The sequence below is a fragment of the Salegentibacter holothuriorum genome, from assembly GCF_900168045.1.
GTDB classification, from domain to species: domain Bacteria; phylum Bacteroidota; class Bacteroidia; order Flavobacteriales; family Flavobacteriaceae; genus Salegentibacter; species Salegentibacter holothuriorum.
The window spans coordinates 1-16131 of record NZ_FUYY01000014.1 but is presented as its reverse complement, the minus strand read 5'-3'; the positions used below and the strand labels follow the sequence as shown (position 1 = coordinate 16131).

General features: G+C 35.9%; 19 protein-coding genes. 16 read left to right on the top strand and 3 right to left on the bottom strand.

Annotated elements, in window-relative coordinates; translation table 11 throughout:
• Positions 1-168: 168 nt before the first annotated feature.
• Positions 169-627, bottom strand: coding sequence for an Lrp/AsnC family transcriptional regulator (locus B5X51_RS15690; protein ID WP_079722139.1), 459 nt, complete (start codon positions 625-627; stop codon positions 169-171).
• Between the two features lie 241 nt (positions 628-868).
• Here B5X51_RS15690 and B5X51_RS15685 point away from each other — a divergent pair, with 241 nt between their 5' ends.
• From B5X51_RS15685 to ribB, 12 genes are all read left to right on the top strand, one after another.
• Positions 869-2071, top strand: coding sequence for an aminotransferase class I/II-fold pyridoxal phosphate-dependent enzyme (locus B5X51_RS15685; protein WP_079722138.1), 1203 nt, complete (start codon positions 869-871; stop codon positions 2069-2071).
• A gap of 94 nt (positions 2072-2165) precedes the next feature.
• Positions 2166-2744 (top strand): outer membrane beta-barrel protein, encoded by a 579-nt coding sequence (locus tag B5X51_RS15680; RefSeq protein ID WP_176132775.1) that lies wholly within the window; start codon positions 2166-2168, stop codon positions 2742-2744.
• A 136-nt stretch (positions 2745-2880) separates the two neighbouring features.
• Positions 2881-4368 (top strand): Na+/H+ antiporter NhaC, encoded by a 1488-nt coding sequence (nhaC, locus tag B5X51_RS15675; protein ID WP_079722136.1) that lies wholly within the window; start codon positions 2881-2883, stop codon positions 4366-4368.
• A gap of 185 nt (positions 4369-4553) precedes the next feature.
• The gene (locus B5X51_RS15670) at positions 4554-5192 is read left to right on the top strand and encodes a peroxiredoxin (protein WP_079722135.1); all 639 of its coding nucleotides are present in this window, start codon (positions 4554-4556) and stop codon (positions 5190-5192) included.
• 22 nt (positions 5193-5214) lie between these two features.
• A complete protein-coding gene (locus B5X51_RS15665; protein WP_079722134.1) occupies positions 5215-5529 on the top strand; it encodes a thioredoxin family protein in 315 nt (104 codons plus the stop codon).
• Entirely contained in the window at positions 5510-5758 is a 249-nt protein-coding gene (locus B5X51_RS15660) for a DUF6952 family protein (RefSeq protein ID WP_075327298.1), read from the top strand. The genes B5X51_RS15665 and B5X51_RS15660 overlap by 20 nt, the downstream gene beginning before the upstream one ends.
• 130 nt (positions 5759-5888) lie before the next feature.
• On the top strand, positions 5889-6389 hold the full coding sequence (tpx, locus tag B5X51_RS15655; RefSeq protein WP_079722133.1) for a thiol peroxidase: 501 nt from the start codon (positions 5889-5891) through the stop codon (positions 6387-6389).
• Positions 6389-6751, top strand: coding sequence for a diacylglycerol kinase (locus B5X51_RS15650; RefSeq protein WP_079722132.1), 363 nt, complete (start codon positions 6389-6391; stop codon positions 6749-6751). Before tpx ends, B5X51_RS15650 begins: the two co-directional genes overlap by 1 nt.
• Positions 6752-6944: 193 nt before the next feature.
• Entirely contained in the window at positions 6945-9317 is a 2373-nt protein-coding gene (locus B5X51_RS15645; protein WP_079722131.1) for a DNA translocase FtsK, read from the top strand.
• Between the two features lie 18 nt (positions 9318-9335).
• Complete coding sequence (locus tag B5X51_RS15640) at positions 9336-9977, top strand: outer membrane lipoprotein periplasmic chaperone LolA1 (protein ID WP_079722130.1); 642 nt, start codon at positions 9336-9338, stop codon at positions 9975-9977.
• 1 nt (position 9978) lies between these two features.
• Complete coding sequence (locus B5X51_RS15635) at positions 9979-11427, top strand: LptF/LptG family permease (protein ID WP_079722129.1); 1449 nt, start codon at positions 9979-9981, stop codon at positions 11425-11427.
• Between the two features lie 30 nt (positions 11428-11457).
• A complete protein-coding gene (gene ribB, locus B5X51_RS15630) occupies positions 11458-12606 on the top strand; it encodes a 3,4-dihydroxy-2-butanone-4-phosphate synthase (RefSeq protein ID WP_079722128.1) in 1149 nt (382 codons plus the stop codon).
• On the opposite strand, the gene B5X51_RS15625 is transcribed toward ribB, so the two are convergent.
• Positions 12603-13235, bottom strand: a complete 633-nt coding sequence (locus B5X51_RS15625) for an NAD(P)H-dependent oxidoreductase (protein ID WP_079722127.1) — start codon at positions 13233-13235, stop codon at positions 12603-12605. The two genes, ribB and B5X51_RS15625, sit on opposite strands and share 4 nt — an antisense overlap.
• Before the next feature lie 126 nt (positions 13236-13361).
• On the opposite strand from B5X51_RS15625, the gene B5X51_RS15620 reads away from it, so the two are divergent.
• The 3 genes from B5X51_RS15620 (at position 13362) to B5X51_RS15610 (ending at position 15389) form a co-directional block, all read left to right on the top strand.
• Complete coding sequence (locus B5X51_RS15620; protein WP_079722126.1) at positions 13362-13994, top strand: SanA/YdcF family protein; 633 nt, start codon at positions 13362-13364, stop codon at positions 13992-13994.
• A 53-nt stretch (positions 13995-14047) separates the two neighbouring features.
• Positions 14048-14404: a phage holin family protein gene (locus tag B5X51_RS15615; protein WP_079722125.1), complete on the top strand. Its 357-nt coding sequence runs from the start codon at positions 14048-14050 to the stop codon at positions 14402-14404.
• A gap of 172 nt (positions 14405-14576) precedes the next feature.
• On the top strand, positions 14577-15389 hold the full coding sequence (locus B5X51_RS15610) for an HAD family hydrolase (RefSeq protein WP_079722124.1): 813 nt from the start codon (positions 14577-14579) through the stop codon (positions 15387-15389).
• On the opposite strand, the gene B5X51_RS15605 is transcribed toward B5X51_RS15610, so the two are convergent.
• Complete coding sequence (locus tag B5X51_RS15605) at positions 15386-15826, bottom strand: VOC family protein (protein ID WP_079722123.1); 441 nt, start codon at positions 15824-15826, stop codon at positions 15386-15388. The two genes, B5X51_RS15610 and B5X51_RS15605, sit on opposite strands and share 4 nt — an antisense overlap.
• Positions 15827-15907: 81 nt before the next feature.
• On the opposite strand from B5X51_RS15605, the gene B5X51_RS15600 reads away from it, so the two are divergent.
• The coding region (locus B5X51_RS15600; protein WP_139374913.1) for a transposase at positions 15908-16131 on the top strand (224 nt) is incomplete at its 3' end.

Below are 16131 nucleotides of genomic sequence, written 5' to 3'. Positions count from 1 at the left end.
TGATAACTCATAGTCCGAAAATATGGATTTTTTCGCAATACTAAAGTTCTGCAATAAAATTGCAGGGTTTAAATCCCTATTTTGAGACCAATAAATACTAACATAAAACCTACTCCTTTAATATAAGTTTATTTAATTGACGAAATAACTGTTTATTTAATTATTGAACTAAAGCGGTACAGCCGTTGTACTTTTTACCGGTGAAATTATAAAAGTACTCTGGGTACTTCCAATATGGTCAAGGTTGGTGAGTTTAGTAACCATAAATTCCCGGTAGGCTTCCATATCTTTTACCAGAACTTTTAAAATATAATCGTACTCACCACTTACGTGATAACATTCCAAAACTTCAGTAAGTTTTGTGACTTCGGTTTCAAGCTTTGTTAAATAAGACCTGGAATGTTGAATAAGTTTTATCTGGCAGAAAACCATAAAATTCTTTTCTACCTTATCGGGAGAAATAATGGCTACATACTTTGAAATTATCCCCTCCCGTTCCAGTCGTTTTATACGTTCAAAAACAGCAGTAACCGAAAGTTCCAGCTTGTTAGCAATCTCCTTATTAGTCATTTTACTATCCTGTTGCAGATGCTTTAATATTTGAAGATCTTTTTGGTCTAATTTCATATTAGGCTTTAATTATTTTTGATTTGCGCTATATAATATACCTCATAGACAAATACATTTTCAGTAAGATTATGCTTATTTCAGAATGAAAAATTTTCTAAACTAATTTTAATATGAACTAAATATAGATTTTAATTCTACGAAATACAATTTATACAGTTTTATTTACTAAATAAAACCAATACTATTGATTTTAATTCTTCATAAAACTAATTTTATATCAAATTAAAACTTGATAAAGATGAAATATAAACCTGCCGATAATATCCAGGACCTTCAATATTTTGGAGAATATGGAGGTGTAAACCCTTCAATCTCCGATTCCTCGACCTATACTTTTCTTTCAGCAAAAACAATGTTTGATACTTTTGAAGGCAATTCAGAGGGTTGCTATCTTTATTCCCGCCACTCTTCTCCTTCAAATTTATATTTGGGCGAAGCGCTTGCCGCAATGGAAGGTACTGAAACCGCAAATGTGGCGGCCAGTGGTATGGGAGCCATTACCTCTGCCCTACTCCAACTATGCCGGGCCGGCGATCATATTGTTTCCAGCAGAACTGTATATGGTGGGACTTATGCATTTATGAAGAATTTTATTCCGAAGTTTAATATTCAAACTTCCTTTGTAGATATCACCAATCTTGAACAGGTTGAAGCAGCGATCACCAAAGACACCAAAGTTTTGTATTGCGAAGCTGTAAGTAATCCGTTGCTTGAAGTGGCCGATATTGAAGCTCTGGCTAAAATCGCAAAAAAACATCAGCTTACTTTTGTAGTAGATAATACATTTTCCCCACTTTCCATTAGTCCCAAAGAATTGGGCGCCGATGTGGTAATTCATAGCTTAACTAAATTTATAAACGGTAGTAGCGATACTGTTGGAGGTGTAACCTGCGGAAGCCAGGAATTCATCAACGCACTTCGCAGTGTGAATGATGGCGCAAACATGCTACTTGGCCCTACGATGGACAGTATGCGGGCGGCTTCGGTTTTAAAAAACTTAAGAACACTTCACATTAGAATTAAGCAACATAGCAAAAACGCCATGTTTTTGGCTGAAAAATTCCAGGAGGACGGCCTAAGAACAGTTTACCCTGGGTTAAAGAATCATCCCGGTCACGAGACCTTTAAGCGTATGATGAATGAAGATTATGGGTTTGGAGGTTTATTGACGATAGATGTTGGTAGCCTGGATAAGGCCAATGCACTAATGGAATTAATGCAGGATAAAAACCTGGGTTACCTCGCGGTAAGTTTAGGTTTTTACAAAACCCTTTTTAGCGCTCCAGGAAGTTCTACTTCTTCTGAAATCTCAATAGAAGAGCAGGAAAAAATGGGCTTAAGCAACGGATTAATTCGCTTCTCGATTGGATTGGATAACGATATAGAACGCACCTATAAGATGATGAAATCCTGCATGCAGGAAGTAGGAGTTTTAGGTTAGGAGTTTCTATATTACTAAAGAGTTCGATTATACAGTTGAGTTTAAAGACTGTATATTCGAACTTTTTCTTTTTTGTATATTCACAAAAAAAACTTTGAAAAAACTACTCCTTCCCCTATTTCTCGCATTTTTTAGCCTTAGCGCTTTTTCACAAACCCAAAATGAAGTACGCCTGTATTTTGGAATAACTGATAGCCAATTGCTTCGAAACGATGAACTTACTGGCGGTGGAAGTTATGAGATTGAAAACTCTTATGAATTCGGATTTCGATATTTACTAGATGTAACAGAGAATCTAGCCTTAGAAACCGGTATAAATTACTGGCGCGGCGATGTTTTGATTACTTCTGCTCCAATGCCTGAACAAACTACCCGCAGCGAAGAATTACAAACCACTTCTATTCCTATTTTTGCCAATTATACTTTTTTAGATCATTTCTTTGTAAATGGTGGGCCGGTGATGGATTTTCAAGGTTCAGAGAGTAAATCTATAGATCCACAGGCAGGGATTGGCGTAGGTTTTGGCCTGGGCGCCCAATATGCGTTTAACAATTTTAGTATTTATATAAATCCTAATTTTAGAAGGTATTCTGTAATTCCTTTTGAAGAAAAAAGTAATCATCAAAAACTTACCACATTTGGGGTTCAACTTGGCCTTGGCTATAAATTTTAATTAATTTATAGTTTTAGAGAAAACTTGCTCATTTTCGTGTAAAATCGTAAAATTACAGGCGAAAGTGAAAAATTGATTAAAATAAATACAATTAAAACCTTTAAAACAGGCTTTAAAAAATATATCCAAAAACTTAATGGAAAACCAAGACCCGTCTCAAACTGAACAAATTCCTACAAATAAAGAACTCGGTATTTGGCCGGCATTAATTCCGGTTTTTGCGCTTATCGCAATGCTTGCTTTTAATGTTTTTGTTTTTGGAGACGATTCCTTAAGTGGTTCCAATCAATTTGTATTATTATTAGGTGGAGCGGTTGCGGCCATTGTGGGTTACTTCAACAATGTGGAATACGATAAAATGATAGATGAGGTTGCCGGAAACATTCAAAGTACGGCCGGTGCTATTCTTATTCTTTTAATGGTGGGAGCTTTAGCCGGAACCTGGCTAATTTCCGGGATTATTCCTACCATGATCTACTACGGATTACAAATATTAAATCCAACAATATTTTTAGCGGCCTGTGTGGTTATTTGTGCTGTTATCTCTGTCGCAACTGGAAGTAGCTGGACTACTTCAGCAACCGTTGGTATTGCATTAATAGGAATAGCTGAAGCTTTAGGAATCTCAGTGGGAATGACTGCGGGTGCAATTCTTTCCGGAGCCTATTTTGGTGATAAATTATCTCCTTTAAGTGATACTACCAATCTTGCTCCGGCTATGGCTGGAACAGATTTGTTTACGCATATTCGGTATATGACCTTAACCACGGTTCCTACTATCACTATAACAATAATTATTTTCGTCATCATAGGCTTTAATTTAGATACTACAGGAACTACAGATACTTCTGCTATTTTAAAATCTATAGAAAAGTCCTTTACTATTAGCCCCTGGCTTTTCCTTGTTCCGGCAATTGTAATTGCATTGATCGTTAAAAAAACCTCACCATTAATCGCTTTATTATTAGGAACACTTTTAGGCGCGGTTGCTGCCTTGTTTTTTCAACCAGGAATTGTAGCGCAAATAGCAGGAACTACAGATCTTGATTTTATTAGCGGTTACCGGGGCGTTATGCAGGCTATTACAGTAGACACCGCAATAGAAACCGATAATAAAAACTTAAATGATCTATTTTCTTCCGGAGGAATGGCGGGAATGCTTGGAACTATCTGGCTAATTATTTGTGCGATGGTTTTTGGCGGAATTATGGAAGCAATTGGTGCCCTGGCAAGAATTAGTAAAGCTTTATTGAATTTATTCCATACCACCTTTGGTTTATTTGCCAGTACTGTTTTTAGCTGTTTAGCTTTAAACGCCACTGCTTCAGATCAATATTTAGCTATTGTAGTTCCCGGAAAAATGTTTGCTAAAGCTTACCGGGACAAAGGTCTTGCTCCAGAGAATTTAAGTAGGGCCTTAGAAGATTCAGGAACAGTAACTTCAGTACTAATTCCCTGGAATACATGTGGAGCATATCATAGCGGTGTTTTAGGCGTTCCTACGCTAAGTTACGCGGGTTATGCCTTCTTTAATTATTTGAGTCCGTTTATGACTTTGCTTTTTGCTGCTTTCGGCATAAAAATTAAGGAATTAAGTCAATCTGCAAAAGCTCAAACGGCTTAAAATTCCAGCAATAATGAGCAATACGCTTCTGAAATAGGGTTTTTCTATCCAATCAACCGACACCTATAACAAAAACTTATTCTTAGATAGTATTTTAAAATTTATATAACTTTTTTCTACGGAATCATTCCTTAGATTTGTACTCGAATTACAATAAAAGTTAAACCAATAAAAATAAAAGTTATATGTCATTAGTAGGAAAAAAATTCCCAAACTTAAGTGTAAATGCAATGGACGAAATGGGTGATACCTTTCAATTAAATATTTTGGAAGAAGCTCAGAAGAACAAGAAAAAAGTATTGTTATTCTGGTATCCTAAAGATTTCACCTTTGTTTGCCCTACAGAATTACATGCTTTTCAAAAAGCAGCAGAAGAATTTGAAAAAAGAAATGTAATGGTAGTTGGAGCTTCTTGTGATACTCCAGAAGTACATTTTGCATGGCTAAATACTCCAAAAGATAACGGAGGAATAGAAGGCGTTAAATATCCGATTCTTGCAGATTCTAACAGAAACTTAAGTTCTCGTCTTGGAATTCTGGATATTACCGGAGAATCTTATGATGAAGAAACTGGAGATGTTACTCTAGAAGGAGACAACGTAACTTACCGCGCTACTTACCTTATTGATGAAGATGGTAAAATATTCCACGAAGGTGTAAACGATATGCCACTTGGTAGAAATGTAGCAGAATTCTTAAGACTTGTAGATGCTTACACTCACGTACAGGAAAAAGGTGAGGTTTGTCCTGCAAACTGGGAAGAAGGTAAAGATGCAATGAACGCCGATAGAGACGGAGTTGCTTCTTACCTAAGCTTAAACTAAGAAAAAAGGGAAAGAGATTGTTATGATAAAAGAACTAGAACAAGATAATTTAAACGAAATAGTTTCAGATAACGAAACTGTTGTGGTACAGTATATGGCCGGATGGTGTGGTAACTGCCGACTAATGAAGCCTAAATTCAAGAAATTAGCTTCAGAAAATGAGAACGCAACGTTCTTGATGGTAGATGCCGAAAAATATCCGGAATCCAGAAAACTGGCTAACGTAGATAATCTACCAACTTTTGCCACTTTTAAAAACGGAAGTTTCGTTAATCAGGTACAAACAAACAAATTTGAACCTCTAAAAGACCTAGTAAATGAAGTTACCAGTAATTAAACATTTAGCACGCGAGAACGAAGCTCAAAAACTGGAACATACCATAGAAGTCCTTGAAAGCTATTCTGAACATCGTTCGGTAAAAGATGAGGAAATGGATGTGATAGGTGAATTGATCTCGAATCTATGCGGAGCTGTAGAAGTTAAGCATTCTATTGATGGTGGCACACCAGAAAAAGATGCCTGTAACAACTTTATGCAAAAAGTAGTTGGTTCTATAGACCGTTAAAAATCGCGTTTTTATAATAAATTAAAGAGGGCTGTCTTATATTTAGGCAGCCCTTTGTTTTTATGATAATTTTAGTAAATCCCTAAAACAGATGTTCTAAATTTATCAAACCAATCTAACAATAATACCCATGTCGCAAATAACATTAAAAGGTGAAAAAATAAACACCTATGGTAGCCTACCCGAGAAAGGCGAAAGAGTTCCTCATTTTGAACTTATAAAATCAGATCTTAGTACCGCAACTTTAAACGATTTTAAAGGGAAACGCGTTATTTTGAATATCTTTCCAAGTATAGACACCGGGGTTTGTGCCACTTCAGTCAGAAAATTTAATGAAAAAGCTACCAGTCTAGATAATACCGTGGTACTTTGCATTTCACGAGATCTACCTTTTGCTCAAAAACGTTTTGTAAACGATGAAGGTTTAAATAATGTCATTAACCTATCAGACTTTAGAAATAGAAATTTCGGAAAAGATTATGGCCTGGAAATTATAGATGGCGCTTTTGAAGCTTTGCTTTCACGCGTTGTAATTGTATTAGACGAAGACGGCAAGGTTATTCACAGCCAACAAGTTCCCGAAATAGGTGAAGAACCAGACTATCTTTCTGCGCTAAAAACCTTGTTATAATGCGAGATAGTTTTCTCGGAAAAAGAATAAGGGGAGGCGGCTATGCCATTAAAGGAGCCTGGTTATTACTAAAACACGAGCAAAGCATACAAGTGCAATTTGTACTTGCCATAATTATATGTATTGCCGGCTATTTCTTTGATATCACTAAAACTGAATGGATGTTTCAGTTTTTAGCTATAGGCCTTATTATGACTGCTGAGGGTTTAAACTCTGCGCTTGAAGCCATGGCAGATTTTGTGCATCCAGATTTTCATAACAAGATTGGACATATTAAAGATATTGCCGCTGGCGCAGTTTTTATAGCAGCTATTACGGCAGTCATTATTGGTGCATTCATTTACTTTCCCTATATTTTTTAAAAAAATACTAGGTATAGCCTTCAGAAACTAAAACATTTAAATTCTGTGTTATTTTAAGGTTTACTTCTGAAAAAATAATTGCTTAGATTTGAACGTTAAAGCTAATATATTACCCCTCGCTAAACTGAAGTGAAATTTCTTTACTTTAGAAGGGTCTAATTTGTATTTTTGCTCAAAATCCTTCAAATCATCTATGGCCAAAAAGAAAACCAGGACTAAAACAAACACCGGGAAAAAGTCGACTAAATTTTCCTTCAAACTTAACCGGCAACAAAAGGTAGTTTTAGGTAGTTTTTTAATGTTATTCGGCCTGGCTTTAAGTGTCGCATTCATCTCATTTTTATTTAATTGGGAAGTGGATCAAAGTACGCTTGGTGAATTCTCAAATCGCGAAGTAGAAACCAAAAACTGGTTAAGCAAATTTGGCGCTTCTGTTAGCGACTTTTTTATGTATAAAGGATTTGGGCTTGCCGCTTTTATCCTTTCAATTTTAGTAAGCTACAGCGGATTTCATCTATTTCTTGGCGTAAAATCTACCAAACTAAGGGAATCCTGGATTTGGGGTATTTTAATCATGCTGTGGCTAGCCATTTTCTTTGGCTTTTTCGCTGCTGAAAATCCACTTCTAGGTGGAAGAATAGGTTATGAAATGAACGATTTTCTTCAGGATTATTTAGGTTTTTTCGGAACTATACTATTGATGCTTTTCCTTTTTATAGCGTACCTAAGTTTAAGACTGAAAATTACACCCGAATTAATTGGCGGTTTTGTAAAGTCTAAAAAAGATAGTCTGAACAAAGAATTTCAATCAAATAAAGAAGAAATTTCAGCTACCGAGGAAGAAACCGATTGGAAAAATCAAGTAACTCCAAAACAGGAAAAACCAACCGAAAAAACTTCCGCAGAAATAAAACTGGAAGAAACACCTCCAAAAAAAGAAACCTCTACTCCTTCGCCTAAACCGGCAAAAAAAGAAGATAGCGGCGAAGTGGAAATGGAAGTGGAGACCACAGAGGAAGAGGAAATAGAGGAAGATAAGATTAGTAATAAAATAGTTAAAGATTTTGGAGAATTTGATCCTACTCTAGAACTAAGCAATTATAAATTTCCTACCCTGGACTTGCTACAGGAATATGGTGGCGGTATTACAGTAGACCAGGAAGAACTGGAAGAACACAAAAACCGTATTGTAGATACGCTTAAAAATTACAAGATCGAGATCGCCCAAATTAAAGCGACAGTTGGTCCAACGGTAACTTTATATGAAATTGTTCCAGAAGCCGGGATTAGAATATCAAAAATTAAAAACCTGGAAGACGATATTGCGCTTTCCCTTTCTGCACTGGGAATTAGGATTATTGCGCCAATACCTGGTAAAGGAACCATTGGTATAGAAGTTCCAAATAAAAACGCAACCATTGTTTCTATGCGTTCGGTGATCGCTTCGCCAAAATTCCAGAATGCTGAAATGGAGTTACCAATGGCATTAGGGAAAACTATTTCTAATGAAACTTTTGTCGTAGACCTTGCAAAAATGCCGCATATGCTTATGGCCGGTGCTACAGGCCAGGGTAAATCGGTTGGATTAAATGCTATTTTAACATCCTTGCTTTATAGCAAGCATCCTGCTGAAGTAAAATTTGTACTGGTAGATCCTAAAAAAGTAGAACTTACGCTTTTTAATAAAATTGAACGTCATTATCTTGCAAAACTGCCAGATTCAGGAGACGCTATTATTACCGATAATACAAAAGTAATTAACACGCTTAATTCACTTTGTATAGAAATGGATAATCGTTACGAACTTCTTAAGAACGCGATGGTTCGTAACATTAAAGAATACAACGTTAAGTTTAAAGCAAGAAAATTAAATCCGGAAGAAGGCCATAAATTCCTACCTTATATTGTTTTGGTAGTAGACGAATTTGCCGATTTAATTATGACTGCCGGGAAAGAAGTAGAAACTCCTATTGCCCGTTTAGCGCAATTGGCCCGTGCCATTGGTATTCACTTAATCATTGCCACACAAAGACCTTCGGTAAATGTAATTACCGGTATTATAAAAGCTAACTTCCCGGCAAGAATTGCCTTTAGGGTAACTTCAAAAATAGATTCCAGAACCATTTTAGATGGCCAGGGTGCAGATCAGCTAATTGGGCGTGGAGATATGCTTTTTACCCAGGGAAATGAATTAAGAAGACTGCAGTGTGCTTTTGTAGATACACCAGAAGTTGATAAAATAACAGAGTTTATAGGTTCGCAAAAAGCCTATCCGGAAGCACACCAACTTCCTGCCTATGAAGCCGATGATAGTGGCACAGGTGTTGATATAGATGTAAGTGAAAGAGACAAACTCTTTAGGGAAGCTGCCGAAGTGATCGTTACCGCTCAACAAGGCTCGGCTTCTTTGCTGCAACGTAAACTAAAACTAGGCTATAATCGCGCAGGTAGGATCATAGACCAATTAGAAGCGGCGGGAATTGTAGGACCTTTTGAAGGCAGTAAAGCCAGGCAGGTTTTAGTGACAGATCTTGCAGCCTTAGATCAATTATTAAATGAAGAATAAAACACCTTAATTACTAAAATGAAAAATTTAATTTTTATTGCGCTCGCTATTTTCACCATAAGCTTGCAAGCACAAAATTCTAAAAAAGCTGAAGCACTTCTAAATGAAGTCTCGTCTAAGGTGAAGACCTACGACAATATGGTGATCGATTTTAAATATAGCCTTCAAAATAATGCTGCTAACGTAAACCAGGAAACTCGCGGTGATGTAAGTATTAAAGGAGAAAAATATTTATTAAATCTTATGGGAACCACCCAAATGTTTGATGGGAAGAAAGTCTACACCATTATTCCGGAAGACGAAGAGATTAATATCTCTACCTATGTTGAAGAGGAAGAAAATAACATTACTCCTTCAAAAATGTTCAGCTTTTATGAAGAAGGTTATAACTACGAAATGGACGTTGCTAAAAATGTAAATGGCCGTAATATTCAATACGTAAAATTAACTCCCAAAGACAGTAATGCAGAGGTTAAGAATATTTTACTGGGAATTGACAGCCAAACCAAACATATCTACAACCTTATCCAAACCCAGGATAACGATACAAAAATCACCATTACCGTAAAAAGCTTTAAAACCGACCAGGAATTGGCTAAAAACCTTTTTACTTTTGAAGAAGCTCGTTACGAAAATTTTTACATCAATAGATTAGACTAAGTTGAAAATACTAGACCGGTACATACTCACCAGTTACTTAAAAACGTTTTTTTCAGTTTTTATAATTCTTATGTTCATTTTTGTACTTCAAACCATTTGGCTGTACATAGGTGAACTGGCGGGAAAAGATTTGGATACAGAAATTATTCTAAAATTTTTGCTCTATTTTTCCCCTAAACTGGTGCCACTGGTTCTACCGCTTACAATCTTGCTTACCTCCATAATGACTTTTGGTAATTTTGCCGAAAATTATGAGTTTGCAGCTATGAAATCTTCCGGGATTTCACTGCAACGAGCCATGCGTAGCTTAACTGTATTCATTTTATTGGTTAGTGTAACTGCCTTCTTTTTTGCAAATAATGTGATTCCTGCCGCAGAATATAAATCCATAAATCTTCGGAAAAATATTGCTAAACTAAAACCGGCAATGGCTATTACCGAAGGGGTTTTTAATGACTTAGGCACCATAAATATTAAGGTTGAGGAAAAAAGTGGCGATAACGGCAAATATCTTACCGATGTTATTATTCATAAAAAAACAGATCGAAGCGGAAATTTTACCGTCATTAAGGCTAAAGAAGGTGAACTGGCAGGAAGTACAGATTCTGATGTACTTTCACTGGTTTTAAAGGATGGTAATTATTACAACGAAGTTCAACCTTCAGATTATTCTAAGCGAAGGGACAAACCCTTTATGAAAAGCTATTTTGAAGAATATACGATAAACCTGGATCTATCTGACTTTAATAATGTAGACCTGGAAGATGAAAGTTATAGCAACACCCAGGGAATGCTAAATATTTCTGAACTCCGCCAGAGTATAGATTCCTTTGCGATCTCTCATAATGTAAAAAAAAGAGCTTTGACCGCAAATATGTACCAACGTACAAGTTTTGATAATATTACGGTGAATGTAAAGCCTTCAGATTCTATTAAAGAAATTGAAAACACCATTCTTGAAGAATATGATACATACCAGGCAATACAAATAGTCGGTTTAGCGCTTGGCTCTGTAAATGGCGCTCTTTCTCATCTTAACATTAAAAAATCTGAATTAAAAAATTCTACTAAGCAACTCAATAAATTTGAGATTGCATTACACGAAAAATATGTTTTAGCTGCAGCTTGTATAGTGCTATTTTTTGTTGGCGCCCCATTGGGTGCAATTATTAGAAAAGGAGGAATGGGCTTACCAATGGTAGTAGCAGTTCTACTTTTTCTTACTTATCATTTTATAGGAATATTTGCCAAAAACAGTGCAGAAGATGGTAGTATTAGCCCATTTATGGCTACCTGGCTCTCTACGCTAATTATGCTTCCGCTAGGAATCTACCTTACTTACCGGGCTACTACAGATCAGGGACTTTTTGCTTTTGACAATATTACCGAGCCTATAAGAAAAGCACTCAAAAAAGCTGGCATTATTAAGCCTAAAAGAAAAATAGATTAAATATCTTTGCAGCCCAAAATAAAACATAACATGGCTCAGGATACGACTACCCAAAATACCCTTAAACTTCACAGCATTCAGGAAGCGATAGATGACATTCGTGAAGGAAAGGTAATTATTGTGGTAGATGATGAAGATAGGGAAAATGAAGGAGATTTTGTTGCCGCTGCCGACAAGGTGACACCAGAAATGATTAATTTCATGGCTACTCATGGTCGCGGACTCATTTGCGCACCTATAACCGAAGAGCGCTGCAAAAACCTGAAACTGGAAATGATGGTAAGCAACAATACCGATCCTATGGAAACCGGCTTTACCATATCTGTAGATTTACGAGGTAAAGGTGTTACTACGGGAATTTCAGCTTCAGATAGAGCTAAAACTATTCAATCTCTTATAGATCCCGAAACCAGTCCGGCAGATTTAAACAGACCCGGACATATTTTTCCGCTTAAAGCAAAAGAAGGTGGAGTATTAAGAAGAACCGGCCATACCGAAGCCGCAATAGATTTTGCAAGACTTGCCGGTTTTGAACCTGCAGGAGTGATTGTTGAGATTATGAATGAGGATGGAACTATGGCAAGATTGCCACAGTTAATGGAAGTTGCTCAAAAATTTGATCTTAAAATTGTTTCTATTGAAGCCCTGGTTGCCTATAGAATGCAGCATGATTCCCTTATTGAAAAAAAGGAAGATTTTGATCTTGAAACTCGTTTTGGGAAATTTAGATTAAGAGCCTATCGTCAAACTACAAATGGCCAGGTTCATCTTGCACTCACAAAAGGAAATTGGAAGACTGACGAAGAAATTCTTGTTCGCATGAATTCTACACTTGTAAATAACGATATCCTGGGCACACTTACTAATGATGCCGATAAAAAACTGGATAGTATGTTTAGGGCGCTTAACGAAGAAGGGCGCGGCGCTATAGTTTTTATTAATCCGGCCAAACAATCTTTAAATTTATTGCCCAGACTTGCCGAATTAAAAGAATGCCAGAAAAAAGGCGAAGTAAAAGCTCCGCCTATAAATATGGATAATAAAGATTTTGGGATTGGTGCACAGATCTTACATGATTTAGAAATTCACAAAATAAAATTGCTTTCTAACAGCCAGCAAACAAAACGTGTTGGTATGATTGGTTACGGACTGGAAATTACTGGGTATGCGAATTATTAATTCATTTCAATAATTACATCATCTAAAGGACGTCGTACCTTTTTAAATTCAGAGAACATATCGTCTCCTGCCCTATAGCCTACCGGTAAAGCCAAAACCGACTTTAAATTATGAGCATCTAAATTTAGAAGTTCATCATATTTGTCGGGTTGAAAACCTTCCATTGGGCAGGCGTCAATTTCTTCGGTAGCACAAACTGTAAGTAACGTTCCTAAACTTAAATAAGCCTGGTTTAACGCCCAGGCGTGTATTTCCTCTTCTGCTTTAGATTCAAAACTAGCTACCAAAGACTTTTTAAAAGGATCCAAAATTTCATCAGGAGTTTCCCTTATATGTTTTACCCTTTTAAAGTATTGCTCAATAAAGTTTTTATCCACTTTTTTTTCTATACAAATAACCAAAACATGAGAAGCAGTATTTAACTGCTGCTGCTCCCAGGATGCACTTTTCAATTTTTCCTGAAGTTCCTTATTTCGTAATACTACCATTTTTAAAGGCTGCAAACCATAAGAAGTTGCGGTAAGATTAAAAGCTTCTTTTAAAATATTTATCTTCTCTGTTGAGAGTATTTTTTCCGGGTTAAATTTTTTGGTGGCATAACGCCACTGTAAAGCTTTAATATTAGTCATTTTCTAAAAATTCTTTTTATAAATTCAAATGTAAACATTCACATTCATTGCTTAAAATATCCTCTATAAATTAAACATATAGGTAAACTATTATTCTTTATCTTCGTGATATAACTGGCGAGGCCTATGAAGCTTTTAAAAAAATTAATTCTTGCTTTTGCACTTTTTGTAGTTATAAGTATCCTAATTGTATTTGGGTTAGAAGCTTATATCCAAAAAGAAACTTCAAACCTTATTTATTCTGAAATCACAGAAGTACCTAAGGCTAAAACAGGGATAATTCTGGGAGCCAGTGTATATGCAGATGGTAAATTATCGCCCATTCTCAAAGATCGAGTAGAAACCGCATATACACTTTACGAACTAAATAAAATTGAAAATTTTTTGATAAGTGGAGATCATAGAACCAATGATTATGATGAAGTTAATGCAATAAAGAATTATCTTCTAAAGAAAGGGGTCCCTTCCAAAGCTATAATTCTAGATCATTCGGGCTTTGATACTTATGATAGCATGTTTCGAGCTAAGGCCGTTTTTAATATTGAAGATGCCATTGTGATCACACAAAAATTCCACCTGCCCAGAAGTATTTATATCGCTAAAAATTTAGACACCAGCTATAAGGGATTTGAAGCTGCCCCGGTAGCATACACTTCTTCCGAAACTATTAAGCGAAGGGAACAATTAGCTAACTTTAAAGCTATTTGGGAACTTGTTACCAATCAAAAACCCGAAACATTAGAAAACCGATTTGAATAGATCTTTATCATTTTTTTTTACCTTTAACTATACAAACCTTAAATAACTAACAGATGATGCAATGGGTAGTCCATATTATAATTGATGCGCTGGTGCTTCTGGCCGCAGCTAATATAATGCCCAAAGTAGTTCTTAAAGGTTTTAAAACTGCAATTATTGTAGCCCTAATTATTGGCTTACTCAGTTTTCTGTTAAGTTGGGTACTCACCTTATTATTAAATGTAGCTACCTTCGGAATTTTTTATTTCCTGGGATTAGGGTTCGTTACCAGGGTTATAGCTTATGCCATTATTATTGAAATAGCAGACCAGTTTAGTTCTGACTTTAAAACAGAAGGTTTTCTTCCCTCATTATGGTTAGCCATATTTATAGCCATTGTAGGTGGAATTGTAGATTGGGTACTTTTTTAAATTAGCTTAATAGTTTATCCTTTCCTGAATTGGTAATAAAAAAGTAGTTCTTTTCAGAATTTGCATATCAAACTTATATATCATAAAAACTTATATCGTTAAAAGCACATTTGATCTTTTCTTAACTGCTTCCGGTTTCTAAACTTTTATATTTGCCGCTTAAATTTGCATTATGATAAAGTTGATTATTACCGATATGGACGGAACCTTGTTGAATGACCAACACGAGATCCACCCAGATTTTTGGGAAATAGAAGAGTCGTTACATGAAAAAGGGATTATGTTCTCGGTAGCCAGTGGGCGTCAATTTTATAATCTGGAAAGCAAATTTGATAGAATTAAAGACCGAATGCTCTTCTTCGCCGAAAATGGCACCCATGTGGTTCATAAGGGAAAAGATCTTTATGTGAATTCCCTCAACAAGTCGGCAGCGCTAGATTTCATTAGAATAGGAAGGGAACTTCCCGATACTCATTTGGTATTGTGCGGAAAGAACTCGGCTTACATAGAAAGTAAAGACGATAGCTTCTTTGACGAGATTAATAAATTTTACAAAAAGATTGAAAAGGTTGAAGATCTTACTGAGGTAGAGGACACTATCTTAAAAGTTACTTTTTGCAATTTCAATGGGGTTGAAGAACACACTTTTCCTCATTTTAAAGAATATACAAACGACTACAAAGTAGCCATAGCAGCACATGTTTTTATAGATATTACTTCTATAACCGCCAATAAAGGAAATGCCATAAGCGGAATTCAGAAAGAGTTAAATATTTCTCCTGAAGAAACCCTGGTTTTTGGCGATTACCTTAATGATCTGGAAATGATGCAAAACGCGAAGTATAGCTATGCCATGAAAAACGCGCATCCTGAAATTATTAATGCAAGTAAATACGTAACTACTTTCAGTAATAACGAAAACGGAGTTTTAAAGACCATAGACGAGCTTGGCTTACTTAAAGAAGAATATGCAGTGAAGGGCTAAACATTGCTATCATTCACTTCAATCCAATAATCATCGGAATCCTGAAAGTAAATTTGCCTGATCCCGTCTGGCCGGTTAGTAAACGTATCCTTTTCACCTTTCCCGTTTTCAAAAGGAATATTTTTAGTTCTTAGAAACTCCATAAATTCCGATAGGTTTTCGGTATTAAAAGCAGAATGAACGCCTTTATTCTTTTCTACTACCGTATCACTTTCTACCAAATGCAGTTGAACCTTATTGCCTAAGCGAAACCATTTAATATGGTCTCCAAGACCGCCATTATCTATTTGATCTAATCCCAGGATATTTCTGTAGAAATCTACAGAAGCATTTAAATCTTTTACCCTCACGGTATCATGATCTTTTCTAAGCTTAAAAGGATTTGTAGCTGATTTAGCTGCGAATAATATGATTATAGCTAAATTTCTGTTTTTCATTTTAAAAGTTTTTGTATATCCGTAATTATTCCAATATTAAGGAATTTATCCTATATTAGATGAGTTGTAATAATTCAAGTTATGGATATTTTTTCATTCACAGTACATTTCACAGATGAAGAGAGTTGTCGTTTACATTATAAAGCACAACGCGATAAGGAAGGTGTCACCTGCAATAGATGTGGCGGCACATCACATTATTGGCTCAAAAACAAGTGGGCCTACCAGTGTAAATCCTGTGAGGCACGACAGACCTTGCGTAGCGGAACTATAATGGAAAACTCAAATCTATCTTTTTTGATTTG